This window comes from Lysinibacillus sp. Bpr_S20, assembly GCF_023337835.1.
Taxonomy (GTDB): domain Bacteria; phylum Bacillota; class Bacilli; order Bacillales_A; family Planococcaceae; genus Lysinibacillus.
The window spans coordinates 171879-197483 of sequence record NZ_JALNLQ010000008.1 but is presented as its reverse complement, the minus strand read 5'-3'; the positions used below and the strand labels follow the sequence as shown (position 1 = coordinate 197483).

The following is a 25605-nucleotide window of genomic DNA, read 5'->3' as shown; positions in this document are numbered from 1 at the left end:
CAGGATCAAACTCTCCATAAAAAGAAATTTGATTAGCTCAAATTGTTTTGCTGGCATCATGTTTGATGTCCAAAATTTTGTTTTGTTCACCAACTCAAGGTTAGCTACTAAAAACTTTATTGATTACGTTTTGCTTGTTCAGTTTTCAAGGTTCATTTTTTTAATTTACTGTGTCACCTCTTGGCGACTTATACATAATAACATCGATTGTTCATGAAAGTCAACACTAAATCATAAGTTTTTTTAAGGACTTTATTTTTTCGTTTAAAAACATAGAAACGAGGTTGTTATAATGGTTCGCAAAACGTTGATTTCACTGATTTTCATCGTAATACTGTTTGTCTTTATAAAACCTATAAATTCTACTATGATTTCTGTATTTAACATTGCCGATGCTCCAGCAGTTGTGACAAAAGGACACTATGGTACATCACTTATTGTCGAAATTTCTTTCTCTGATGAAGCCTTGTTGGACTGGCTTAAAACTGTAAAAGAACCTTATCCGCTTCTATTGCTAGATGCAGCATGGATTGAACGTTCACCTGATCACCTGAAAGTAATTCAAGAGCGAAAACTACCTACAGGACTATTAGGGTCTGAGGATTCAGTGGATAAACCAATTGATCTTGCCGTCGTTCAAAAAGATATAAAAATTTACGAAAAGCATTTTCAAGAAATACCACTTTGGTTTGCAACACGAAATCACCAGTATTCGCAGGATTTACAAAACAACTTATTTCAACAGCAGATAAATATACTTTCTCCCTCTCTAATCTGGAAAGGTGAGAAGACACCTAAATTACAAAAGGGAGATTTTGTGTTTATGACTTTACACCAAAATAACAAAATCTCGATTAAAGAGATGAGTACATTTCTACAACAAAATAAATTTATGTCGATTGAGGAAAATATATTCGGCTATAAAGTTCAAACTAAAAAATCACCGTAAAAAAGAAGTTGCCTCCAACGTGTTACAGAGGCAACTTCTTTTTATCAATTATGCCTCGGCATAATTGCGTCCGGAAACGGCTTTGTGCTTGCACAAAGTACTCCTTTCCGATTCCGTGACATCCGCCGGAGGCTTTAACTTCTTTTAGCGGATGTTTGAACACCCGCTGAAAAGTAACTTAAATCCGCATTCATCTCACACTATAGAGGTGGGATTCTTTTGCTAAAAGAAGTTAAATTATTATGCGTTTTTAGCTTGTTCACGACGAGCTTTGCGACGTGCTTCTAATCTTTGACGATCTTCTTCGGATTTTGCATTATATTTTGGTAATACTAATAATTGATAAGCATTTACAGCGAGTAGTGGGAATAGTAATAGTGCAACATACTCGTTAATATTTTCATCGCGACCCATTAATGCAATTGTCCATTCTAGCGAAGTAACAACAATCATAAAAAATAATGCCGAAATGAAAACATGTTTTTTTCCTGTTAATTTTACTTTTTGAATAGCCGTTACTATTGCACTGAATATTAATGAAATTAACAAAACACTATAGAATACCCAACTTTGACCATCTTTTACACCTGGAATAAATCGGAAAAATATAATATCGAAAATAGTAATAGCAATTAATACTAGCTGTACCCAATTCCATAATGTAAGTGTTCTAAAAATATTAACCCCCACTTGATGGATTGTTAAATAAGCAAAAAAGCCCGCTTGTGCAATAACACTCATTGTAAACCCTAAGAAAACCATCCATAAAAGCCCAGCCAAAAATTCACCCCAGTGACCGTTTGTTATATATGGTTGGAAGAAATCCCATCGAATAAATAAACTGCAAATTCCGTTGACTGCGCCACCAACGAGCATTGCAAAGAAGAAAAACTTTGCCCAATTTCGTATCGTCACAACTAAAAGTCCCCCAATTTCTTATGTATATCTGTACTTATTTTAACAATGCATTGTTAAAAAAGCTATTTCTCATCCTAACCAATACATAAAGTCATCATAAATGTGAACAATAATTGAAAGAGTCTATCTATAGAAAGGACTGATTATTGATGCGAAAAATCTTCTTACTACTAATTCTAATGGTGTTTCTTTCTGCCTGTTCACAAGAAAAAGCTTCTACCATGTCCTATGAAGAAATAAAAAAAATAATGATCGACTCTTTACAAACTGAGGATGGTAAAAAGGCGTTGCGAAAGCTTTTAGAGGACCCAAGTTTCCGTGAATTATTAGTTTTGGAACATGATGAAGTGAAAAAGGCTACTGAGGCTACCTTGCTTTCCAAAGAAGCAGAAGACTTTTGGAAGAAAACTTTTGAAGATCCAAAATTTAAGGAAACCATTGCTAAAAGTATGCAAAAGCAACAACAGGATATTATGAAGGAATTAATAAAAGACCCCACTTTCCAAAAAGATATGGAGGCTTTCTTTGGTCAACCAGATATGCAAAAGCAATTAGAGACTATTCTAAAATCCTCCAATATGAGAAAACAAATGGAGGAAGTCGTCAAGGAGACGATTGAAAGTCCGCTTATGCAAACGAAATGGCAGGAGCTTATTAAGAAGAGCGGTGGCGAGACAGGTAAGGCTGGCGGTGGTAAAAAAGAAGCTGGCGGTGGTGAGACAGGTAATGAGCAAAAAGGTACTCAGTAATGTAAAAACGGATTTCCTCCATTGTTTGAGGAAATCCGTTTTCATTATTTATTCAATTTACTGATGATTTTCGTCGCGATGTCTAAATATGTTTGTCCTGTTGTGTGTTTTTCAGCATAAACAGAAGGTGCAAAATCTTCTTCTGACCAGTCAGGTTGACCAAGAGGAATTTGTCCAAGTAGTTCTGTACGTAGCTCTTCCGCTAACTTAGGTCCTCCACCTTGACCGAATACGAATTCACGGTCACCTGATTTCGATTCATACCATGCCATGTTTTCAATAACACCTAAAATTTCATGATCTGTTTGTAAAGCCATTGCACCTGCACGAGCAGCAACGAACGCTGCCGTTGGGTGTGGTGTTGTTACGACAATTTCTTTAGATGAAGGAAGCATTTGGTGAATATCCAATGCAACGTCACCTGTACCTGGTGGTAAATCCAATAGTAGATAGTCTAACTCGCCCCATTCTACATCACGGAAGAACTGATCTAACACTTTACCTAGCATTGGTCCACGCCATACAATCGGTGCGTTATTTTCAACAAAGAAGCCCATTGAAATCATCTTTACTCCTAAACGATCCACAGGGAAAATTCGATTGTCTACCACTTTAGGCATATCAGTAACACCCATCATATCAGGCACACTGAACCCATAAATATCAGCATCAACCAAGCCAACTTTTTTGCCAAGGCGAGCTAATGCAACAGCTAAGTTAACCGATACTGTAGATTTCCCTACACCGCCTTTTCCAGAGGCAATTGAAATAACTTGTACTGTGCTCAATGGCGATAAAATATCTTGTGCCTCAGCCTCAGTTGCTACGCCACGGAAGCTCTGTAGCTTTTCTGCTGACAGCTCTTCGAAACGAATACCAACTGTATTTGCACCGGCTTCTTTCAAAACTTCAACAATTTTCATTTGTAGCTGTAATTGTTCAGGTGTATTTGTTTTAGCAATCGCAATTTTTACACTGACATGATTCTTCTCTTCTTTTATCGCTACGTTTGTAATACCGTCTGTTTCTGCAAATGATTTATGTAAAAATGGATCTTGTAGTTGTCCCAGTATTTCTCGTACTTGTTGTTCAGTTATCACGACGAACACTCCCCTTATATTATCTCAATGTTAGTATATCATAATGAGTTGATTTACGTTGTGTTGTTGCTCTATTCAATTTTAGCTAATAAATACTCTTCTATACCTTCAACAATGGCGTCTCCCATTTTTTCTTGGTATTTCTTATCAGTTAAAAGTGCGCGTTCCTCATCATTACTTATAAACCCTGTTTCTACTAGTGCAGCAGGTACCTCAGCTTTTTTCAGTAAATATATTTGTTTTATAGACATTGCTTCCCTGTCAGTATTTTTCAAATTAGTGCGAATGGAATCTTGAATGCTCTTTGCTAAAAATTCACTTTCAGCATGTCCTTCTTGATGATAGAACACCTGTGCCCCACGCCATTTTGTTTCAGGAATGGCATTTGCATGAATGGTAATAAAAATATCCGGTTTTTCTTTTTCTACAATGTCTTTTCTTAAAAAGATATCCTGCTTTTTGCGCTCTCTCAATGTTCCAAACTTTTCTGATGACGCATGTTCATCGATAACGTCTCCATCTTTTGTACGCGTCATCACGACTTTTGCGCCTTTTTTCTTCAATTGCTTCTCCACATGCTGGGCAATTGCAAGTGTAATATCCTTTTCAATTACTTCACCCTTAGAAGCCCCTCCATCCTGACCTCCGTGCCCCGCATCAATGACAATTTTTATGCCACCAAGTGGGTCCGGTAAGAAGAAGTTTCGGTTCGAAGCATTCGTTTCATATGCCACGACCACTATACTCATTAGCATAATTACTCCTAGTGCAAGCCAGCGCTTCACCCATATCCACCACCCTTTTACATTTAGTGTACGAAGTTAGTGATTAAACTATGCCAGAAAGTAAAAAAAACTCTCACTTTACACCTCGACATAATTGTGTTCGAGACTGTAACTTCTCTCAGTAGCTGCGAGAATTACAAGTGAGAGCCCTAAAAGATATTCCTATGGCATTGATCCATTTATTTGAGTGTAAATTCTGGTTTAAACTTACCCGTATAAGGTTCATGCTCAACGAATATTGGTATGTCCTTACCATCTTTATCTTTACCAGTTCTTATATACGTGAATTTCTTATTATTTAACTCAGTAATTTCGAGCACAGCCCCATATTTATTTTCGCCAATAGAAACATGAGCTCTTAATTTATTTCCATCGATCACATTGAAGTAACCATAGTCACCGCGGCTTTTACCTGTTTCAGGACTGAAAAATTCATATCTATTCGTATTAGCATCATATTTTGCAATGCTAATAAAATTTGTATTATATTTTGTTACATCATTTTTGTTGATATCTAATACAACTGTCCCTTGCCACAGCGTATCAGCTAAAATATTATCTCCATCTATGTCCTTAACAATAGAGCCTGTAGAATGATTTAAAGTTTTATCTGGTGCTGTAAATGTTAGGTGTCTTTCCTTATAAGGAGTATGCTCAACGAATACTTCTACATCGTGACCGTTTGCATCTTTCCCCATCCGTTTATAAGTGAACCTTGCATTCGTTAGCTTAGTAATATCCACAATTTCTTGGTAATTTTTCGTTTCTGAGATCAATATTCTACGCTTTCCGTCATTTGTAATAAAGAAAATTCCTTTATCGTCGAGGCTTCCAGCTGTATTTGGATCGAAGAATTCATAGCGACCTGAATCAGCGTCATATTTCGCAAGACCAAGTAAATTTGAATTTTCTGCAGTTAAATCTTTATTATTTTTATCGTAAACTTTTGTGGCTTGCCAGTCTGTACTACTAAGAATTTTGGCATTCGCTTGACCGTCTGTTATTTCTACCTGTCTTTGAGCTGCCGTATTTCCTGTTCTTACTTCCTCGGTTTTTTTCACGTCAGTTTTATTTTGACATGCACCAAGAAGTGCCATTGCTGCAACTGATAATATTAATAGCTTTTTCATCTATTGACCTCCATTTTCAGAATAAACAACCTAAAAATAGTATCAGCCATTTCTATCTAAAATACACATCTCAATGGCTATTAATATTCCAGACAAAACTGTGCTCGTAAGTTTAAAGAACCAAAGCGCAGCATTTTCCACAAAAAAACCCTTTCTCGAAAATTCGAGAAAGGGTTTGAAACGTTGATATAACAACGATATTAACGTTTTGAGAAATATACAGATATATTCTAAGTGTATTGAATACATCATAATCCATTTATATCAACGTTTTGGGAATTGTTATATGGATAAAAATGTATGGCAAAGGATTGAAATTGACATTACTTGAACCGATTTGAACCAATGTTAGTTGAATACATTTTGCTAATATATTCCACTGCTATGTGTACATTTAAAGACATTTAATAATGGAGCTTATTAAAGTAAAGCACCCGTTGAACAAGAACCATTATTTTTATGACACATCATTATCCTATTAAGACAAAAGCCAGCATTAATGCTGGCTTTTTCACTTATCTAAAAATTATTTCCTTTTACATCATTTTTTTGAGGTATGGAATCTTTCGCCATACAAAATGACTTAGCAAAAAGCTTAGAATGATTCCTAAAAATACCGTTATAAGAAATTTAGTCCAGACTGATATTGGTAGGTCATTCAATGTATATTGAAGGAAGACAACTACTGGGACATGGATGAAATAAACAACAAATACATTGTTTGCTAACATCTTTGACCAACGATTAGCGCCGTTAACTTTCTCTCTAAATAAAATTAGAAGACCGATTACAAGTGAAATACACAGTAACGTCTCAATTAATGATCGAGCCAACGAACCGAAGTTTTGTCCACCCTTTAAAAGAAAAGGATCTATCGTATTTCCTCCAAAATACAAAATGGTCACTATTAATATTCCAATAACAAGCCAGATGTATCCTGCTCTCGCACTCATAGTTAAAAACCATTTGCGATGATAAGCCATAATGCCTAAACAAAAGAAAGTCACATACTGTGGTACATGTGCAAATTCAGTTTGAATAAATCCTAAAAAAGCTGTCCAATGATCAATAGGAAACCATATCCTTGTAATAAAAGTCACTAAACTAACGACCAACCACAGGGAGAGAATCTGATAAGCCTTAATGTTTCTATCAGACTTTTGTGTGAATTTCTTAGATGTAAAGAAGGTCCAGACCGAAAACACAATCGCATACACAAGTAAATGCTCTAAAAACCATAAATGGCCAAATTGCATATCAGGCCATGATGGCCCAGTCCAATTCGCGGGTTCATTACCAAGTCCAAAAAATATATTAGCATAGTAAGGAAATAATGGGATGGGTTCATAATCTCTGAAATTAATGTAATATAAATACATCAGAATAGGAATCATCACGAGAAATCCCAGTAGTAATGGAATACCAATTCTAATAAGCCGTTCTTTTAAAAACCGTTTCGGCCCTTTTCTTGAGATTGATTGGGGGAGAAAATAGGCTGATAAAAAGAAAAACAAACTCATAAAAAATGCTGCATTTACAGAGAAAAATCTGCCCAACCAATTGATAGATTCATCATCCAAAAAATACCACCAACCACCTGGTCCATAAGCTTGTCCAGCATGGTGAGCTACTACAAGCATAATTAAAGCTATTTTTAAATTATCGATGAAATATAAACGATCACTCTCTTTTTTCACCTATAAACTCCTTTCCCACTAGAAGTTACACTGAGATAATATCAATGTATTTATTACCACTTTAGGAAAAAATCTGTTAAGTTCTTTATGAGGTTCAAGCCGATTTGAACCAACTTGAACTAACTTGAACCAAAAAACCTTTGTAAACGTTGATGCAATAAGGAATTGATTAACATTTTGAGAAATACGAACACATTTTTCATGTATAAGCAATCCATTTAAATCCTTTCATATCAATAACTAATAAAATTATAAATTGATATAAAGGTATGAATCTGTATGAAAATTGATACGACTTAAACCAATTTGAACCATCATTATTATAGAAGCTAGTTGAATACATTTCTTTTTACTTTTCTATTGTTGTTACGTAAATAATTCGCATTTTAAATAAACATATTATTCTTGAATCTAAAAGCTCTTTTTCGCAACCTTATCATTAAGTAATTGTATGAGATATGGTTTTATAGAATTCAAAATGATAGCTCTTATTTTTTTTAACTGATTTTCAGATGGCTCGCCCCTCATATTAAACATTTTTAGCATGAAATCGTAATCTTTATCTCCATTATATTTATTGTACTGATTAGGGGGGAATGCACCTTGATCAAACATATACTTTAATAATTTTCTTGAGAAGTATTTAGAATCCAATGTGATAAATGCATTTGCTTTAACAGCATGAAATAATTTAAACAATTTTTCGTTAACTAATGTAAGTTCATTTAAATCTTCACGCTCAAATTTCTTAATGCAAGAACTTCCAATAGGGAATAACGTGTTTTGATTATTGATATTCTTAATTGTAAATAAATATCTAATATTTTCTTTGCCACATATACAAGAAGATTCATGATTTTCATCTTCAATAACATCATCAATTTCCCATTCCAATACAGCAGTATTCCATGATTTATTTACCGATTTTTCAATGACTGTGTTAATTAAATTTTTTACATAAATTGAACTCATATTACCCTCCCCCTATCTGTTATTTTTTCTATCCCACTTCTAAACTAAAAACGATAAACTACAAGCCACTTATTAAATTTCTTATGTTCGGGGCGTTCTTCCTATTATCTTCAGTTGTCCATGCAACCGTACTGTTTGTTTCCTTTAAACGTTTTATAAACTCCTCAATTACCTCTAGCTCACTGTCCGTATGAACATAGAGTTTTCGCAAAGTTTTATCTTGTGGTGTGCCAATCGATAAATGCCTTGTTCCAATGAGTATGATTTTATCATTCTCATCAATACCTAATTCACTAATTACACCTTTATTAGCCCTTATCGTTGCTATTTTCTCTTCCTTAGGTATTGAATTAGGGATTTTGTCGTTAAGTTGCTCAAGAAATGATTCGAAATTAAACGTGGCGCCATTCCTTTGTAGATCGAGTTCAGAAATGATAACCTCTTTTTCTTTCTCTTTTATCCAAACTTCAAAATCCCCCTTCAAATGATTTCCATATGTTTTGAGTTTGATAATTTTGTTAATTCGTCTCAAATGTATGTAAAGATCGTCTCTTCTGGCTGAATCCTCTTCCGAAAGAAACATCATAAAAACAAATCTGCCGTTATTAATTTTGATCTCAAAAGCAGTCATTTTATCTTCTGAATCTAGGCCTTCCAAATATACTCCAAGAAGATTAGTAAAATTGAATTTAGTTTCCATTCTAATTATTCACTCCCATATTTTTAATCTGTTGTATTAATTTTTATTCCTTTACGGACAAATTATTTAGAATCTAATTTTTTGCATAATTTTACACTATAAATCCAAATTAATCCAATAAAATAACTGTTTACTTTGAGAAGATAGATTTTCTAATTTCGACCCCAAAAAACTTTACCCAAATAGGCAAAGCTCTTTGAATTATTATAATACTTTGAAAACTGAAAATATTGATTTAGGAGTATATCAATCTTGAACCATCATTTATTCTATATGAAGATAATGAAAATAGAGAAAAATTAGCGGAATTTGAATTTAACGGAATCAGGTATTAAAAAACGACTTTTCACGGTCTAAGAGACACACACGTATCACTTTTATTTGCTCAAGATATAGATATTGCTTATGTTTCAAAAAGATTAGGACACATAAATATTCAAACAACAAAAAGTTGTTATATGCAATTAACACCAAAAAGCACCAGCAAGATGCTGATGCTCTAAATCTGTTAAGTTCTTTATGAGGTTCAAGCTGATTTGAACCAAAAAACCTTTGTAAATGTTGATGCAATAAGGAACTGATTAACTTTTTGAGAAATATATTTAAAAATTTTTAAGTATATCTAATCCATTGGAATCCTTTCATATCAACAATCTACCCAATTACAAGTGGATAAAGCTGTATGTAAAAGTATTGATAATAATGATTGAACAAAAATGATGGACGTTAGTTGAATACAGTTTCCTAAAAGTTTCATTTAACCGTTTAAATTCTAAAAGGCCTATCATTTTCAGAGAGTGTAACTACAATATTTGATTTTTGTAATAAATCATTATCTTGAACTTTTTCTTTTAGAACTGCTACAATGTATTGACATTCTATAGAGTTCACGATATTGATAATCGCCTTTAGAGCCACCTGGTCGATAGTTTCTATTACATCATGAATTATAAAATTGGGGACTTTCTTCTCCAAATCCTTAGCTAATTGTTGATAGGCTAAATCAAATGCAGCAATAATGGATTTCCTCGTACCTGTACTTAATCCCCTTTTTACGTAATCGATACCAAAAGGAAAGCCTTTTTCTGCTTTATAGAGCATAAAGGGTTCTCCATTAGTCTTTTCACTATATTGGGAAAAATATTTATTAAAGATAGACAACGAATCTTCCTTAATAGCAGCTTCACCTTCAGTTTCTTCTAATTCTTCACCAAGCTCCGCTACCCGACTCTCTAAAAGATTATAAATTGATCTAATGTTCTTATTACTCCCCAGCTCTTCGTTATATTCCGCTAGTTTATTCTGCAATGAAGTGTACTCATCAATTTTATTTTCTTCTATTAACATAATTACATTCTTATGCTTTTCAAACAGTCGATTCTTATCTTCTTCAAGAACAACAATTTTTTCTTCTATCTTTTCTAACTGAGAATTAAAATATCTTATTTTATTATGCATAAGTTCATCATTAAACTTTACTAAGTCTTCAAATTCCTTATGCAATTCACCCATTGCTTCCAAAGTTTCATTATATAAATTTCTTAGAACCTCTTTGTCAATGGCATCCTCTATTTCCTGTTCAGCATCCACAAGAATATCTTTGATTCTCTTTCTTTTAAATAAAAGTTCATCAATCCGATCACTATAATCAGCGTACATAATTTTTATTTCAGATATCTTTTCTTCATTTTCTTTGAATTTCCTTGAATTCACTAATGTGTTCATTTGATTATTTAATTCATCAATAGTCGACTCCAGTAAAATTACCTTTTGATTGACACTATCTATAGATTTAAAATTGTTTATAGACATAAAGTTTTTTATTTCTTTATTTTTCTCTGCGATTTCTTTTCTCAAATCAAAAATATGGTTACTTACTACCTGATCTTGCATCTCAAAAAGATACGAATAAATATTCTCATAGGTTACATCATTAGTTCTATCCAAAAATTTAAGGAACTTATTATTGTCTGCCCGTTGATCTATTCTAACAAACATATTAATCAACTGTCTAAATGTAGGATAATTAGCCAAATTAGAAAAGAAAATCTCATTAAGTTGTAGCCAGTAATCATTTTGATTCACTTCTATACCATTGATATATCTTTTACCTCGAGGATAAAGATCCACAGAAAGAATATGCCCGTTTGAATCTTCCTCGTCGAAAGACTCAACAACCATCAATTCAACATTAATTTTGTTGTCAATAATATAGTTTTTTAGTATCTCATTTGTTTGCTTTGTTTCATCATCATAATAAATATATTTCCTGTCTCTTGCTCCCAAACATATATCTATCAACTTTAAAATAGTCGTTTTCCCAACACTATTTCCCTTTTCCTGATCTTTTCCAGCATCAACAATAAAATTCATTCCCTTAGCAAAAGGAATTTCTCTAATGATTTCTTGAGCAGGTTTTGTTTCTTTAATAATCAAACGCTTTATGAACAATTTAGAAATCCCTCCTTACTAATTGAAATTTTATCAATAAGAAAAAGAAAATCCAATGAAAGTAAATAGATTGTGTATTCAAGGGAGTCATTGTATCGCCTCTTTAAAGTTTCGTATAAGCCCTCAACGTTGTGCTTGTTTAGAGAAATAATTTCTAATATACATGCTGAGATGTAGTATACGGTATCTTTAGGATTTGAGTCTCTGTCAATTATCATCTTATTCAACATCCTTAGGCACTGGCTTTAAAAGTTTACATTTAGTAAATGCATAGAACATTATCAGATAAATGGCTTGATCGACTTCTTCATCTAATAAGTCAGATTCACTGATTAGTGCACTATAACAAACTTCTTCTTTAAGACGATTAAACACTTGTTTAATTACATAATCACCATCAAGCTTTTCTTCTTCTCTTACCTTTTCAACTTCTAAATAAACCGTCCGAATTTTTTTGACCATTATTGTCTTTTTTAAATAGCCGTGTAAAACCTTAGAAACTTCATCATAACCGTCCGAATAATTATCAAAAATCCCCACGTAAAGATCAACTTTATTGTACTCAAACTTTTCCATCCAATCAGAATTGTTTTGGATAGAATATTCATCATCATAGTCGATATCGAGCTCTGCTATTGTTTTACAAACATCAAAGATAGCACTTCGCTTTAATATTTTAGGAGTTTGGCTGCCAAAATTAAAAGTTGTAAGATTATTCCCATCACCAACAATTGAAGTTCCATTATCTCCGCTTCTAGCACTACTACTTAACGCCATTATTTTCCTCCACGAATATTATTTCCATCCCCTATTATACTGTTCCCATTTTCACCCGAAGTAGCCTTTTTACTAGACAATACATCTTTTTTCGATGCATCCAATGTAATATTTAATTCTTGTTTCAAATAACGTTCAATTTCCTTATTTTTAGCAGATACCTTTTTTGAAAAAACAATAGAACAAATAGATAGGATTGAAGCAATAATTCCTAACACGAGATTTATATTTACCATTATTTCACCCCATTACAATTTACTTACTATTCTATCACAATAGAGAAACTTATTTCATAGAGAACAATACAAATAAAACGAGATAGTATAAATTAAACCTATCTCTTATTAAAGAGCTTGATTTTGTAACGTCAAGATCGATTTAATGGATAAGAGGACGACAGTGGCGAAAGAAAAAGACTACCGATTAAAGTAGTCTTTTAAAAAGAATTATTTTGATAAATCAATAATTTCTTGGATGGTTTTTGTTAATTTATCCCGCTTGGGTGATTGTTTTACTTCTCGCATTAGCTTAGCTAATGTAGGGTCATCACTTTCTAAATCTAAAAAACTAAAAAATTCAGCTTCAGTCATTCCCAGACCGTCTATGATTTTTTCTAAAGTGGAAAGAGTAATATTAATTTCGCCTCTTTCTACACGACCTAAATAGGTATCATCAATATCAGCTTTTTTTGAAAGACCCTCTAATGTCATCTTTTTATGTTTTCGATATACACGAATTTGAGTGGCTATGCGTTTATTAAGCAAGGCGCTCATCCTCTCTACTTCCTATTACTTTATTGTAGAGGGGGAAACTACTATTAATAAGATGACAAATGTATCTTTTCTATTTATAATATGAGTTATATAGCATTTTTTCTATTTTATAGTGAGTTTTATGAACAGAGATGTTCCAACACTACATATGGGGGTCTAAGAAATGTATTTACGCAAAAAGTGGTTAGCAATGTTGGCGGTAATTACTACTGTATTACTTTTAGGTGCTTGCGGAGGTAAAGAGAGTTCTGATGAAGTACCTATACAAGATAGACCACAAGACGGTTCACCAGATGATTTTATACCGATAAGTGATGGATTTGAAAAGTATCCTGTTTGGTTTGAAGTTAGTGACAATCCAGATAGAAATAGTACTGTTAGAGCAGTGCATGTTTTTGAAGATGATAAAATAACATCCTATAGTAATATCCCAGACTCAACCCGAGATAAACTAAGACTTGAGAAAATTAATGACCTTTCTGATAATGAAATAATTCAGATAGCAAAAGAAGGTTCTCAGTCTATATACGAAGGAAAATATACTCTGGATATCACTCTAGATCAATTAGGACAGAATACCGAAAAGTTAAGCGTTATTTTAGAAAAGGATTATACAAATATATGGACTTTTGATAAAGAAAGCTTATATTGGGAAAGCGGTCTCTCAAGCATGGACGAATATATAGCTTCCTTAGAAAAAGAAGGTAAAGAGTTTGAGATTGATGGTGATTATATAACCTTTACTTCTGTAGAAAAGGAACCAAAATCTATATTACCATCTATTAATGGGGGAATCGTTTCACAAAAAATATTCGATAAATCTTATTCAGGATTGAGTATAGGCGATAACTACAGTCTGTTAACACGTGTAGATGATTCATTAGTTGGTTTTAGATTAGATAACCCAGACACCGATAAGAAAAACGTAACAATTGAAGGAAAATAAAAAGAAGGCACATGCTGTAATTAGCGTGTGCCATTTCTTTACATTGATATAGATGCTTATTTATACCAAAAGAGAAACCTCTCTGCGTTAGTAGAAAGGTTTTATTTAGTTGTCAATTAATGCGCGAAGAAAAATAATCTGTCATTCCAATCACTTCTATTTATTCAGAAGTGATTTAATTAATTCATAACTGAGTATTGTTAGTTTGAATCATATTATTAATATATTTGAATAAGTCGTTTTCAGGAAGGCTAACAAAATCGATTGTATTTTTGATCACCATCTCTTGGAGATAAAGTTCAAATGTATTATGACCTTTCATCGTTTGCATTCCATACCTTTCTACCTCTATCATATCGTACAACATTTTACTAAACTCATTTGAAATAATTAAACTATGGATGAATTCATCGTCTATTTGTTTTAATCCTTGTTCACTTAAATTAATATTAAATAAATTCTCATTGAAATAATCCATGAGTTTCTCATCATTTCTTTCCCACATTTCAGTAAACGCTTTTACGAATCTAGTAAATCCAGATTTTTTAAAATCTATGGCTAAATCACCGAAGTGATTGTAGTTATTTATAAAGCTTTCTGCTATATTACAGTTCTTTGGAAAATGATTTGGATACATTATTTGATATTGACTTCTCTGAGATAATCCTTCCATAAACAATTGTGCAAAGCTATTATTACCTATTAATAATTTTATAAGTAAATTAGATGGACATTCTAATTCTTTATCTGGTTCATTCACAAGGTACTTCATATATTCAAAGTGGTTTTTATTGGCGAAAAAGGGCTGTTTTATTCTAAACCATTCTATATACTCCCCTATTTCTTCATCATCTATTTCTTCTATTGAATTAAAACGGGAGTGCAAGTAAACTATTCGGTCTGCTGATTCATTTTTAATAAAATCCTTAGACAGACGTAGAAACTCCTCTAGACTATTTCTTCCTAGCTCCTCAGATTTTTCTTTTGCTATTTCCTCCGTATTATTTCTTCTTAGTTCTTTATATAGCTCTTCACGGTCTTCTTTTTTGACCCTAGTATCTATAAAAGGATTAATAAATATTTCTTTGTTTTTTTCATCTGTACCATACTTTGCTCCATTCATGATAACTGCTAATAAAATTAATTTAACAGTATCTTCTCTTTCTTTATCATTTCCAAATATCAAATTTTTCGGTTCGTATCCTGTTAACTCTGATATTCCAAACATTTGGTCTTCTGTAAGTAAATAAGGATTTTTCTTTTTGTATATTCTTCCATTCTCAATGTGCGATAACTTAAATCTGTCTATAGAAATATACTTCTCTTGTAATTTACTAACAAAGTCTACTTGATTGAATCCCATACTTTCTCTAGTCCTTTTTACTCTACTACCTACACCTTTATATAAATACCTTTTAAAGTTAAGCATATTATCCTCCTAAAGAACGTGGTTGATTTCTACCTTTACTTTCTACCAAAATCATACACCTTTAACAATTATCAATCAATTAGAATAAAGATAGTTAAAAAGAAAGGAGGTTAAACACCAATGCTAGTTAGGAAAAACCATTTAGCATCTATGAAATGGTCATACCCAGATATATACAGTATCGATTATTTCTTAGAAGATTTCAAAAGCGAATTAACCGCAAGCAATGTTGAGGATAATCTCGAATTTCTTAGAGATTATAGATGCGAATTAAGAGAGGATGCTGTTACTCTCACTTTTGGAAATTGCGAATTAAAAGTTCAAGGAATCGATGAAGCAGTTGCCACAATTCGAGGGCTTGAATATGTATTAGAAAGACTATAAAAAAATTAAATTAATAGAAAGAGGTTATGCGCTATGACGATTGCAAACGGATGGGCATTCACAGAAACTAAATTTAAAGCAGAAGAGTTTTTAAAAAACACTCAAAATATGTACAAGTTGGTCTCTCAACGACCATATGTAAGTAAAAAAGATCCAACTGAAAAAGGCGTTACCTTAAGACTGTTAATTATCAAAGACGATACTGATTACGGTTCCGATAAAAAAACTGGATTGAAGCGAGATAGTAATACTCTAAATAACTTTGATGTGACGATCTTGAACGGTAAAGAACATATTAATGTTCAAAAAGGCGATTATGTACGATTGATTGATTTTCTTCATGAGAAATCTTTTGTAATAGGCTTTGATATGGTTCTTCGATTTAAAGATGTGGAAAAAATCAATGTTCAAACAAAGTAAATTAAGAACACAAAGACAACAAAACAGGGTTTTCATATATAGCATGTGCTTTATGCTTGCTGTGATTGTTCTTTGTGTGAATTTTATCGACTCCCAACTTAAGTTGGGAGTTGTTTTCACAAAACATGTCAATGTGTTATTTATCGGATTTCTGCTAGTAATATTTTCGATTCAAATAACTGTATGGCTTATTCGTAATAAGGTTTATAAAGGCTTAAAACACGCTATACACCATTATCTTATCGTACTAAAACTAAGAAAATCGTTCCTAGATGCTAATTACTTCAACAAAAGATTTTACTTCAATACCGAAATAGCAGAACTACCGAAAATTAAATTACAATTTACCGCAAACTTTTCAAAAGCTACATTGTTCATTGAAAACATAAATATTAACAAAGATATCAGTGATGTAAATATCTCTTTTGCACTAAACAATTTCATTGTAGACCGAGCATACTTGTCGAACAATGAAAATTATTATGTCTTTGAAATATACAATAGTAACACTGACCAACAGCTTAAATTTAATAGTCTTTACGAATTACAAAAACAATCAGTTCAAGTCGATGACTACACATTGTTTATTGATAAGTCTATCTCAATCTCTTTATATGGAACTTTACTTGTTGGCATGACAGGGTCGGGCAAAACATACGCACTTTATTCTCTAATTCTTCAAATGTTAGCTAAAAATGTACAATACAATATTTATTTTGCCGACCCTAAAAATTCAAGCCTTGCTGTTCTTGGTGAAAGAATTTCAGCGGAAAATACCGCCACTAATATAGAAGACATTATTAAGCTACTACAAAGTTTCAATGAAATGATGGAAGTTAGAAAAGCAGAGATTAAAGATAAACTTAACTCGAAATTAGAAGCAACATATGCTGATTTTCAATATGAACCCTATATTTTTATATTTGATGAATTTGCTAGTTTTCAAACTGTTTTACAAACGATGGAAAAGAAAAAACGTGATGAAGTAATGAAGCTGTTGTCACAGGTTGTTTTACAAGGTAGGCAATTAGGGTTTTTCTTATGGATTGTCATGCAAAAATCAGATGCAACCTTATTACCAACCAGTTTACGAGAGAATCTGCCTGTAAAGTTCGTGCTTGGTAATGCGGAAAAGCAAACTTACACAACGGCATTTGGTACTGGAGTAGATGTACCGGAGAAGAATTTTGCATTGGGTCAAGGTGTCTTTACTTGTCCAATCCTGGCTAACACGCCGAAGATTTGTCACTTTAGTTATTTAGATTTTGACATATTAGAAGCTGTGACCCACTTAAAATCGCGAGCGGGGGTTATGTAATAACCCCCGCTCCGAAAAACAAGAAAATTGCAACTAGTGCTGATATATCAATGTTTCATGACTTGAAAGGAGTGATGATTTTGTTAGATGTTCAAGTCGATGAATTTACACTAGTTTTACAACCAACGAAAAGACCCAGTCAAATAGAAGGTTGGGAAGGTATGGCAATCAATATTATTAATGAATTTGTTAGACTGTCGAAATTAGAAACCGTATTAGGTAACCTAAAAGAAACGACATATTCATTACCTCAAGGTTATTCAAATGGTTTTGTTTGCGATGATGCACCATATTATATCGCAATCGCTTATCATACTGATTTTATACAGATGGGTATTTGTATAAAATTCTCTGCGTACGCATGGATGGAATACAAAAAGCAATATGAAACATTATTCACTAGTCCAATACAGATACATCAGTTTTTTACGAATATAAACAACAGTACCTTATACACTTCCAGACTATCGAGAATTGATATTGCAGTTGATTTTATCAATGAAAAAGTGAATGTAACCACGATTTATAATCAGCTCTCTAAAAAAAATCAAATCGTTAAAACTGCTACCGGGAGAAGAAATCATTCTGACTTATCGGCAATAACAAAAAATAATATCACCTCAACTTTTTATCTTGGTTCGAAAGGTAAAAATATAAAGGCTTTATTAAGGGTTTATGATAAGAAGAAAGAACAAGTTGAAACAATGGGCGTTCGATACGGAGAAGCCATTCATTATAATGATTGGGTACGCTTTGAAGCAGTTTATAAGGGCGCTTATGCTCATGACCTTTCAGACAAACTAAAGGGCATAAGCAATGATACAGAGTTAAAAGATTTGCTTGTTTCAGCTCTAACTGATCGTTACCAATTTTATTATGCCAAATCAGAAAAATTAACGACATACACTAGAAAAATGCTTGATTTGCTTAATCAGAGAAATTTTATGTTTAGTTCCCCTTCTCCACGAATGAATTTGTTAGAACAATCACAAAAGCACATTTTAAATGGGTCTGGATTATTCCCCTACTTATTTAAAGTTCGACGTATTTGGGGAGATGAGGGGCTGAAGAAGTGTTTATCATTTCTTTACGATGAATTTGAAAACTATGTGCCTAATGACGATGTCATTGCTTGGTTAAAAAAGTATTCGCCATTATATACAAAACAAGGTTATCCATTTAAATAAGAAATTCACAAGGAGATGATGTCTTCATGAGCATTGATATGATTTCACAGGAATTCCCATATCTTTTAACAAGAGAACAAGCAGCTCGTTTTCTAGGTGTAGACCCAAAATCATTTGATAAATATATCCGACCTCACAGCGAACTTGACCGTTTTATGATTGGTCGGCATGAAAGATACACAATGAAATCTTTAATACAATTTATTGAAACACACTTGGTTTAATTTATTGGCAGTTGATACCATGCTAGTTTCAGAATACAATACAGTTGTATTCAACTAGCATCTATCGACTATTTTTTTGAAAGGAATTGATAGCATGGCTAGTATTATTAAAAGAGGAAAATCATATCGAGCGCAAGTTTCTTTATACAAACAAGGAAAACATAAAAAACTTTCTAAAACCTTTCCAACAAAAAAGGAAGCAGAACTTTGGACTTTAGAAATGGAATTAGCGAAAGGTGAAGGTAAAGAACTCGCACATAGAACAACAACCTTTGCAGATTATTTTGAGAATTGGATTTACCTTGTAAAAGTAAATGACGTGAAAGAAACAACTTTTCAAAATTATGTTCGTACTTTAGGGGTTATTAAGAAATTATTTCAGGACATTCAATTAAAAGATTTAAATGACATTGTTGTTCAGAAAAAAATTGATGAATATGCAAAAACACATTCGCGAAAAACAACACATGAAGTATTATTAAAAATCAAAACGGCTTTACGTGATGCGTACGCCCGCGGTTATATTGCTAATGATTTCGCACGATTAGTAAAAACACGTGGAGAAAACCCACCTAAGCGAAACAGAGCATTATCTATCACTGACTTTAAAAAGCTCCGCAATTACGTTTTAAAGCATCCAGAAGAGGAGTTTAACTTACTTGTATTACTCGCTTTAGAAACAGGCATGCGACGTGGAGAGCTATTAGCAATACGACCAGAAAGCCTTTTTGAATACGGGATAGAAGTTAGACATTCAATCAGTCCTACTTCTGACGATACTTCATTAAAAACACAAAATGCAAAACGTGATGTTTCTATTAACAGAGAAGTATATGAGCTAATCCGTAACATTCCCGTTAAAGAGAATGGTTATATTTTTGGCTTTGGTGGGTTTAAACAATCAGAACTATTAGCCGAATTATTAACGAAATTAAACATTAAAAAAACAACATTCCACGGTTTAAGAGATACGCACGCATCATTTTTATTTTCACAAGATATAGATATTGCATATGTATCAAAACGGTTAGGTCATATCAATATTCAAACAACGCAAAATTATTATCTGGAATTAATGCCAGAAAAAAAGCACCAGCAAGATGCTGATGCTTTAAATCTGTTAAGTTCTTTATGAGTTCTAAGCTGATTTGAACCAACTTGAACCAAAAAACCTTTGTAAACGTTGATGCAATAAGAAATTGATTAACGTTTTGAGAACTGAGGTGCACGACGAGCGCCGCGTAGACCTGGTTTTTTACGTTCTTTCATGCGTGAATCACGAGTAAGTAATCCAGCAGATTTTAATGCAGCACGGAAATCAGGGTCTACTTGAAGTAGAGCACGAGCGATACCGTGACGTACTGCTCCAGCTTGACCAGTGTATCCACCACCGTTAACGTTTACGTGGATATCGTAGCTTCCTGTAGTTTCAGTAGCTACTAATGGTTGCTTAATTACTTCACGTAATGCAGCGAATGGTACGTATTCTTCGATTTCACGTTTGTTGATAACAATTTTACCTGTACCTGGTACTAAACGTACACGAGCTACAGAGCTTTTACGGCGACCAGTGCCGATGTATTGAACTTGTGCCAAAGTAATATCCTCCTCTTAATTTATATTATCCGCGAAGCTCGTATGCTTCTGGTTTTTGTGCAGCATGTGGATGCTCTGTTCCAGTGTAAACGTTAAGTTTAGTGAACATTTTGCGACCTAAAGAGTTTTTAGGAAGCATTCCTTTAACTGCTAATTCGATCATTCTTGTTGGGTACTTGTCTAGCATTTCACCAGCAGTACGAGTTTTTAAACCACCCGCAAATTGAGTATGGTGACGGTAAAGTTTACCCTCTAATTTGTTACCAGTTAAATGGATTTTGTCAGCGTTGATGATGATTACGTGATCACCTGTGTCAACGTTTGGTGTGAATGTTGGTTTATGTTTACCACGTAAGATAGCAGCTACTTCAGAAGCTAAACGTCCAAGAGTTTGGCCTTCTGCATCAACTACTAGCCATTTACGGTCTACTTCGTGACCTTTAGCCATGAATGTTGTACGCATGTATATATCCTCCTAATCGATTCGATTACCGTTATTTTTCATTAAACTACACTATAAGTTTTCGGGGCTTATTTGTGGTGGTAATGAAAATACCATCTGTTATCATATAATGAATGACTTTTAAAGTCAAGCAATTTCAATAAACACCTGGAGAAGTTGTTCAGATTCCTTGATTGGTTAAATTAGGGCTTCTTTTAGCCTTCATTTTTAAAAATATAATGATATTTCGTGTCAAGATTTCTATAGCATTCGCCAGTTAAAAAGGATCATCACCATAACGTGGGTTGATTTCCGTTCCGACTGGTCGCTTTGTTGCTGTCGCTTCGCTTTCGCACAGAGCAAAGCTTCCTGGGGGCGTCCGATGAGCCGCTTCGCTTCGCTGCAGGGTATCATCTGTGACGCTGATCCCCAAGGAGTCGCCCAGTCTCTACTCCAATCAACTTATATAAATTTTATACGTTTTAACAAATGTCACCTCAGATGACGGGTTAATAGAAGACTTTCTCAAGATATAGACCTTGCGGAGGTGCAGTTTTTCCCGCCTTATCACGATTCATAGATTGAACGACTAACTCCACGTTCTCTATGTCACGACGTCCTATACCCACTTCCCAGAGTGTGCCTGCGATAATACGAACCATATTGTATAAGAAGCCAGTTCCTTCAATCACCATATGTAGCTCCTCACCATGCCATTCAAATTGTAGGGTAGTCACTGTGCGGACCTTATCTTTGACACTTGTATTGGCTGCACAAAAACATGAAAAATCATGTGTACCAATTATAGCCTTTGCCGCCTCCTGCATTGCCTCAACATTTGGTTTCACACCATTAGTCTCAACAGTGTAATGTCTACTAAACGGACTCTGTACAGGCTCACATGACCATTTATATCTATACCGCTTTCCTGTTACACTGTAGCGCGCATGAAAATCATCTGCTACTTCTTCCATTGACATTACCCGAATATCTCTTGGCAGTTGAACATTTAATGCCTTCATATATTTATCTACGGGAATCGCAAGTGGTGAATCAAAATGCAATGTTTGACCGGTAGCATGTACTCTTGCATCTGTACGTCCACTAGCTGTCACCTTTACCTTTTCCCCTTTATGCATAATGGCTAGAACACGCTCAATCTCTGCTTGTACTGTGCGCTCTCCAAGCTGCACTTGATAGCCAGAAAATTGCGTTCCATCATAACTTATAATTGCTTTTAATCGTCGCATCAAGCTTACTCCTTTTAACTTCTATAGAAGAATAGTAAAACGGCCATTACTACTAATAACACAAGTGAGAACGTATCACTCATATCCCACTTTAGCTTACGATATCTCGTACGCCCTTCGCCTCCACGGTAGCCTCTTACTTCCATAGCTGTTGCTAAATCCTCGGCTCGTTTAAAAGCACTTACAAAGAGAGGTACCAGTAATGGCACAACCGCTTTAATACGATCCTTTATTGGTCCAGAAGATAAGTCCGAACCTCGTGCCATTTGTGCTTTCATAATTTTATCTGTTTCATCCATTAACGTTGGAATAAAGCGCAATGAAATAGACATCATCAAGGCTAGTTCATGTACTGGCACTTTTATCGCCTTTAATGGATTTAGAAGTACTTCAATGCCATCCGTAATGGAAATCGGTGATGTTGTAAGAGTTAAAATAGATGTCATAAACACTAAAACTAGAAAACGTATCGAAATAAAGATCCCTTGTCGGATTCCTTCTTCATAAATAGTAATAAACTTCCACTCAAATACTACGGCCCCTTCTTTCGTCATAAATATATGAATTAAGAAGGTAAATGCCATTAAAAAAATGACTGGCTTTAGACCATTAATTAAAAAATATAGACGAATCTTCGAGATTAGCACAATGAGTAAAGTAAAAGCTAATAGCAAGGCATATGTTACTGTGTTGTTTGCTAAAAATACAATAATAATGAATGCAAACACAAATATAAGCTTGGATCGTGGATCGAGCTTATGAACTGGAGAATTCCCTGGAAGGAACCGACCAAATATCATTTTCTCCATCATGACTGACCACGCTCCTCTCTTAGGACCTGGGCAATTTCAGTTGCTAGCTCTTCTTCGGTTAGGCATATCTTTGAGAAGGATTTGTTTATCATTTTTTCGATTCTTTGTTGAAAGCGTACAATACGAGGTGGTTCTAAGCGGAAATTCTTTAATGTTTCTACATCTTTAAAAATTTCTTGTGGTGTGCCACTTAGTACATTTTTCCCTTCATGCATAATAACAATATTATCTGCATAACGAGCCGCGTCCTCCATACTATGCGTAACAAGAATCGTCGTTAGACCACGTTCCTTGTGTAGCTTATAAAACATATCCATTATCTCTTTCTGACCACGTGGATCAAGCCCTGCTGTTGGTTCATCTAAAACAATTACTTCAGGTTCCATCGCTAAAACGCCAGCAATGGCTACCCTGCGCATTTGACCACCCGATAAATCAAAAGGTGATTTTTCAAGTACATTCTCTGGTAAACCTACTAGGTCTATAAGTTCTTTTGCTCGTACTTCTGCTTCTTGTTCCGATACACCAAAGTTCATAGGACCAAACATAATATCCTTTAATACTGTTTCTTCAAACAGCTGATGCTCTGGGAATTGAAATACAATACCAACCTTTTGACGTACAGCCTTTAAATCCTTCGCCTTTTTTCCAGCTACAACAACTCGATCTCCAATATGTACTTCCCCAGATGTTGGTTTCAGAAGTGCATTAAAATGCTGAAGAATTGTCGATTTACCAGAACCAGTATGTCCAATAATTGCCTGATACGTGTGTGAAGGAATGTCAAAATCTACATCAAATAATGCCCGTTTTTCAAAAGGTGTACCCTGTGAATAGGCATAGCTTACTTGTTGAAGTTTGATGTCCATAAATCATTCACCAACTCTTCTTCTGTCATATGTTGCCCCATTAACGGAACACCTTCCTTTTGCAATAACTTTGATAACTTCATGGCAAATGGTAAGTCGAGTCCAAACTCAACTAGCTTGTCCCCAAATGCAAAAATTTCAGCAGGTGTACCCTCAGCAAATTTCTTTCCATCATTCATAAAGAGAACACGATCTGCAAGCATGGCTTCCTCTAAATCATGCGTAATAGATAATACCGTTAACCCTGTTTCAGCACGTAAAGTTTGAACGGTTTGTAATACCTCAGCTCGCCCCTGTGGATCTAGCATAGAAGTAGCCTCATCTAAAATAAGGAGCTTAGGTTTCATCGCAAGTGCACCTGCAATGGCAACACGCTGCTTTTGTCCACCTGATAAATGGTGTGGCTCATGATCTAAAAAATCGTTCATTTTAACTTGTTCGAGTGCTGCATGTACACGATCTACCATCTCTTCAAACGGCACTCCATTATTTTCAAGAGCAAAAGCAACATCATCCTGCACTGTGGCTCCAACAAACTGATTGTCTGGATTTTGAAAAACCATTCCTATCTGTGAACGGCTTTCCCAAAGGTTTTCTTCACTTAATAGTTCACGTAATATCCGTACATCGCCCTGTTGTGGGTACAGTAAACCATTCATAAGCTTTGCAATGGTGGATTTACCAGAACCGTTATGGCCAACAATGGCAATCCATTCTCCTTCTTGAACCGCAAAGCTTACATTTTCAACAGCATTGCGACCTTCCTTTTCTTCTGGTGTATATGAAAATGTCACATTATTTAATGATAAAATTTCTGGCATTTCAGTACTCCTCTCTACATGCTCAGCTCTACTAACTAACTTACACTTTTTTATGTATGAATTCTACTACAATCATTATGTCGATAAAAGAAAAGTGCTATAACACTTATCATTCTTTTGTTTTTTCTATAAAGGCTATCATATACGAATACACCAAATATTGGGGTGGAGATCCCGAACATCTGGTGATCGTCATTCTAAAATCAGACTATAAAAAAAAGCACCATAAAATTGGCGCTACCATACTTCCCTAAAAAATAAAAAAGCGCGCACCTCATTCGATAGAAATGCGCTAGTCGTTACATTTTCAAGAAACACGGGTGCTCAAGCCCTAGTTTCGTCTGAATGAGGTGCGGAGAGCTAAACGAGACGCCACACAACAGTGTCCGCTCATCATAACGCTCAGCTTAATTATTTGTCGTATAAATCGTTTATAAAGAAAGAGGGTGGTGATTCCACCCTCTTCACCACTTGTTTTCTCTTATGATTAAACTAATTCAATCACTACAACAGGTGCACCGTCACCACGACGAGGACCTACTTTAAGAATACGAGTGTAACCACCTTGACGCTCTGCATAACGTGGTGCAACATCATCAAATAACTTTTGAAGTGCAAATGAAGTTGTTTCGTTACCTTCAGCATCAGTAGTTGTTACTAGTTCACGACGGATGAATGCAGCAGCTTGACGGCGTGCATGTAAATCACCGCGTTTACCTAAAGTAATCATTTTTTCAACAGCTTTACGTACTTCTTTAGCGCGAGCCTCAGTAGTTTCGATACGCTCGTTGATGATTAAATCAGTAGCTAAGTCACGTAACATCGCTTTACGTTGAGAACTTGTACGACCAAGTTTTCTGTAACCCATGGATGTTTCCCTCCTTTATAAAAAATATCTGATCTTGT

31 protein-coding genes are annotated in these 25605 nt (G+C 34.3%); 10 read left to right on the top strand and 21 right to left on the bottom strand.

Annotated features, from left to right (window positions below; all coding sequences use genetic code 11):
- The first annotated feature begins 292 nt into the window (after positions 1-292).
- Complete coding sequence (locus MWJ95_RS18680; RefSeq protein WP_249075435.1) at positions 293-949, top strand: hypothetical protein; 657 nt, start codon at positions 293-295, stop codon at positions 947-949.
- Between the two features lie 240 nt (positions 950-1189).
- Here the strand turns inward: MWJ95_RS18680 and MWJ95_RS18675 are convergent, their stop codons facing one another.
- Positions 1190-1864 carry a KinB-signaling pathway activation protein gene (locus MWJ95_RS18675; protein ID WP_249075434.1) on the bottom strand — a complete coding sequence of 225 codons (675 nt, stop codon included), beginning with the start codon at positions 1862-1864 and terminating at the stop codon, positions 1190-1192.
- Positions 1865-2016: 152 nt separating this feature from the next.
- Between MWJ95_RS18675 and gerD the strand changes: the two genes are divergently transcribed.
- Positions 2017-2616 carry a spore germination lipoprotein GerD gene (gene gerD, locus MWJ95_RS18670; protein WP_249075433.1) on the top strand — a complete coding sequence of 200 codons (600 nt, stop codon included), beginning with the start codon at positions 2017-2019 and terminating at the stop codon, positions 2614-2616.
- A gap of 44 nt (positions 2617-2660) precedes the next feature.
- On the opposite strand, the gene MWJ95_RS18665 is transcribed toward gerD, so the two are convergent.
- From MWJ95_RS18665 to MWJ95_RS18640, 6 genes are all read right to left on the bottom strand, one after another.
- A complete protein-coding gene (locus tag MWJ95_RS18665; protein WP_249075432.1) occupies positions 2661-3716 on the bottom strand; it encodes a P-loop NTPase in 1056 nt (351 codons plus the stop codon).
- A gap of 71 nt (positions 3717-3787) precedes the next feature.
- On the bottom strand, positions 3788-4501 hold the full coding sequence (locus MWJ95_RS18660; RefSeq protein WP_249075431.1) for an N-acetylmuramoyl-L-alanine amidase: 714 nt from the start codon (positions 4499-4501) through the stop codon (positions 3788-3790).
- Between the two features lie 179 nt (positions 4502-4680).
- Entirely contained in the window at positions 4681-5631 is a 951-nt protein-coding gene (locus MWJ95_RS18655; protein ID WP_249075430.1) for a DUF4822 domain-containing protein, read from the bottom strand.
- Between the two features lie 536 nt (positions 5632-6167).
- On the bottom strand, positions 6168-7328 hold the full coding sequence (locus tag MWJ95_RS18650) for an acyltransferase family protein (protein ID WP_249106919.1): 1161 nt from the start codon (positions 7326-7328) through the stop codon (positions 6168-6170).
- A gap of 411 nt (positions 7329-7739) precedes the next feature.
- Positions 7740-8300: a hypothetical protein gene (locus MWJ95_RS18645; RefSeq protein ID WP_249106918.1), complete on the bottom strand. Its 561-nt coding sequence runs from the start codon at positions 8298-8300 to the stop codon at positions 7740-7742.
- 58 nt (positions 8301-8358) lie between these two features.
- Complete coding sequence (locus MWJ95_RS18640; RefSeq protein WP_249106917.1) at positions 8359-9000, bottom strand: hypothetical protein; 642 nt, start codon at positions 8998-9000, stop codon at positions 8359-8361.
- Positions 9001-9392: 392 nt separating this feature from the next.
- Here MWJ95_RS18640 and MWJ95_RS24730 point away from each other — a divergent pair, with 392 nt between their 5' ends.
- The gene (locus tag MWJ95_RS24730; RefSeq protein ID WP_481817362.1) at positions 9393-9503 is read left to right on the top strand and encodes a hypothetical protein; all 111 of its coding nucleotides are present in this window, start codon (positions 9393-9395) and stop codon (positions 9501-9503) included.
- 262 nt (positions 9504-9765) lie between these two features.
- Here the strand turns inward: MWJ95_RS24730 and MWJ95_RS18635 are convergent, their stop codons facing one another.
- From MWJ95_RS18635 to MWJ95_RS18620, 5 genes are all read right to left on the bottom strand, one after another.
- Positions 9766-11451 carry a hypothetical protein gene (locus MWJ95_RS18635; protein ID WP_249106916.1) on the bottom strand — a complete coding sequence of 562 codons (1686 nt, stop codon included), beginning with the start codon at positions 11449-11451 and terminating at the stop codon, positions 9766-9768.
- Positions 11442-11669 (bottom strand): ABC-three component system middle component 6, encoded by a 228-nt coding sequence (locus tag MWJ95_RS24725; RefSeq protein ID WP_368858275.1) that lies wholly within the window; start codon positions 11667-11669, stop codon positions 11442-11444. Before MWJ95_RS24725 ends, MWJ95_RS18635 begins: the two co-directional genes overlap by 10 nt.
- A 1-nt stretch (position 11670) precedes the next feature.
- Positions 11671-12228: a hypothetical protein gene (locus MWJ95_RS18630; protein ID WP_249106915.1), complete on the bottom strand. Its 558-nt coding sequence runs from the start codon at positions 12226-12228 to the stop codon at positions 11671-11673.
- Positions 12228-12464: a hypothetical protein gene (locus MWJ95_RS18625; protein WP_249106914.1), complete on the bottom strand. Its 237-nt coding sequence runs from the start codon at positions 12462-12464 to the stop codon at positions 12228-12230. Before MWJ95_RS18625 ends, MWJ95_RS18630 begins: the two co-directional genes overlap by 1 nt.
- A 210-nt stretch (positions 12465-12674) precedes the next feature.
- On the bottom strand, positions 12675-13001 hold the full coding sequence (locus MWJ95_RS18620) for a helix-turn-helix domain-containing protein (RefSeq protein WP_249106913.1): 327 nt from the start codon (positions 12999-13001) through the stop codon (positions 12675-12677).
- Positions 13002-13164: 163 nt separating this feature from the next.
- Here MWJ95_RS18620 and MWJ95_RS18615 point away from each other — a divergent pair, with 163 nt between their 5' ends.
- Entirely contained in the window at positions 13165-13947 is a 783-nt protein-coding gene (locus tag MWJ95_RS18615; RefSeq protein WP_249106912.1) for a hypothetical protein, read from the top strand.
- Positions 13948-14131: 184 nt separating this feature from the next.
- Here MWJ95_RS18615 and MWJ95_RS18610 read toward each other — a convergent pair whose 3' ends face one another.
- Complete coding sequence (locus MWJ95_RS18610; protein WP_249106911.1) at positions 14132-15376, bottom strand: hypothetical protein; 1245 nt, start codon at positions 15374-15376, stop codon at positions 14132-14134.
- 120 nt (positions 15377-15496) lie between these two features.
- Between MWJ95_RS18610 and MWJ95_RS18605 the strand changes: the two genes are divergently transcribed.
- The 6 genes from MWJ95_RS18605 (at position 15497) to MWJ95_RS18580 (ending at position 20044) form a co-directional block, all read left to right on the top strand.
- Positions 15497-15760, top strand: a complete 264-nt coding sequence (locus MWJ95_RS18605; protein ID WP_249106910.1) for a hypothetical protein — start codon at positions 15497-15499, stop codon at positions 15758-15760.
- Positions 15761-15793: 33 nt separating this feature from the next.
- Positions 15794-16180, top strand: a complete 387-nt coding sequence (locus MWJ95_RS18600) for a hypothetical protein (protein WP_249106909.1) — start codon at positions 15794-15796, stop codon at positions 16178-16180.
- Positions 16164-17498 carry an FtsK/SpoIIIE domain-containing protein gene (locus tag MWJ95_RS18595; RefSeq protein ID WP_249106908.1) on the top strand — a complete coding sequence of 445 codons (1335 nt, stop codon included), beginning with the start codon at positions 16164-16166 and terminating at the stop codon, positions 17496-17498. Before MWJ95_RS18600 ends, MWJ95_RS18595 begins: the two co-directional genes overlap by 17 nt.
- An 80-nt stretch (positions 17499-17578) precedes the next feature.
- On the top strand, positions 17579-18685 hold the full coding sequence (locus MWJ95_RS18590; protein ID WP_249106907.1) for a replication initiation factor domain-containing protein: 1107 nt from the start codon (positions 17579-17581) through the stop codon (positions 18683-18685).
- 26 nt (positions 18686-18711) lie between these two features.
- Positions 18712-18909 (top strand): helix-turn-helix domain-containing protein, encoded by a 198-nt coding sequence (locus tag MWJ95_RS18585; RefSeq protein WP_249106906.1) that lies wholly within the window; start codon positions 18712-18714, stop codon positions 18907-18909.
- A gap of 94 nt (positions 18910-19003) precedes the next feature.
- Complete coding sequence (locus tag MWJ95_RS18580; RefSeq protein WP_249106905.1) at positions 19004-20044, top strand: tyrosine-type recombinase/integrase; 1041 nt, start codon at positions 19004-19006, stop codon at positions 20042-20044.
- A 68-nt stretch (positions 20045-20112) separates the two neighbouring features.
- On the opposite strand, the gene rpsI is transcribed toward MWJ95_RS18580, so the two are convergent.
- From rpsI to rplQ, 8 genes are all read right to left on the bottom strand, one after another.
- Positions 20113-20505 carry a 30S ribosomal protein S9 gene (rpsI, locus tag MWJ95_RS18575; protein WP_004233744.1) on the bottom strand — a complete coding sequence of 131 codons (393 nt, stop codon included), beginning with the start codon at positions 20503-20505 and terminating at the stop codon, positions 20113-20115.
- Between the two features lie 25 nt (positions 20506-20530).
- On the bottom strand, positions 20531-20968 hold the full coding sequence (gene rplM / locus MWJ95_RS18570; RefSeq protein ID WP_004233742.1) for a 50S ribosomal protein L13: 438 nt from the start codon (positions 20966-20968) through the stop codon (positions 20531-20533).
- A gap of 256 nt (positions 20969-21224) precedes the next feature.
- Complete coding sequence (locus tag MWJ95_RS18565) at positions 21225-21380, bottom strand: hypothetical protein (protein WP_249106904.1); 156 nt, start codon at positions 21378-21380, stop codon at positions 21225-21227.
- Between the two features lie 76 nt (positions 21381-21456).
- Positions 21457-22197, bottom strand: coding sequence for a tRNA pseudouridine(38-40) synthase TruA (truA, locus tag MWJ95_RS18560; RefSeq protein ID WP_249106903.1), 741 nt, complete (start codon positions 22195-22197; stop codon positions 21457-21459).
- Between the two features lie 14 nt (positions 22198-22211).
- The gene (locus tag MWJ95_RS18555) at positions 22212-23009 is read right to left on the bottom strand and encodes an energy-coupling factor transporter transmembrane component T family protein (protein ID WP_249106902.1); all 798 of its coding nucleotides are present in this window, start codon (positions 23007-23009) and stop codon (positions 22212-22214) included.
- The gene (locus MWJ95_RS18550) at positions 23006-23878 is read right to left on the bottom strand and encodes an energy-coupling factor ABC transporter ATP-binding protein (protein ID WP_249075427.1); all 873 of its coding nucleotides are present in this window, start codon (positions 23876-23878) and stop codon (positions 23006-23008) included. Before MWJ95_RS18550 ends, MWJ95_RS18555 begins: the two co-directional genes overlap by 4 nt.
- Positions 23854-24699 (bottom strand): energy-coupling factor ABC transporter ATP-binding protein, encoded by an 846-nt coding sequence (locus MWJ95_RS18545; RefSeq protein WP_249106901.1) that lies wholly within the window; start codon positions 24697-24699, stop codon positions 23854-23856. The genes MWJ95_RS18550 and MWJ95_RS18545 overlap by 25 nt, the downstream gene beginning before the upstream one ends.
- A 487-nt stretch (positions 24700-25186) precedes the next feature.
- A complete protein-coding gene (gene rplQ, locus MWJ95_RS18540) occupies positions 25187-25567 on the bottom strand; it encodes a 50S ribosomal protein L17 (RefSeq protein ID WP_012296051.1) in 381 nt (126 codons plus the stop codon).
- Positions 25568-25605: the final 38 nt, after the last annotated feature.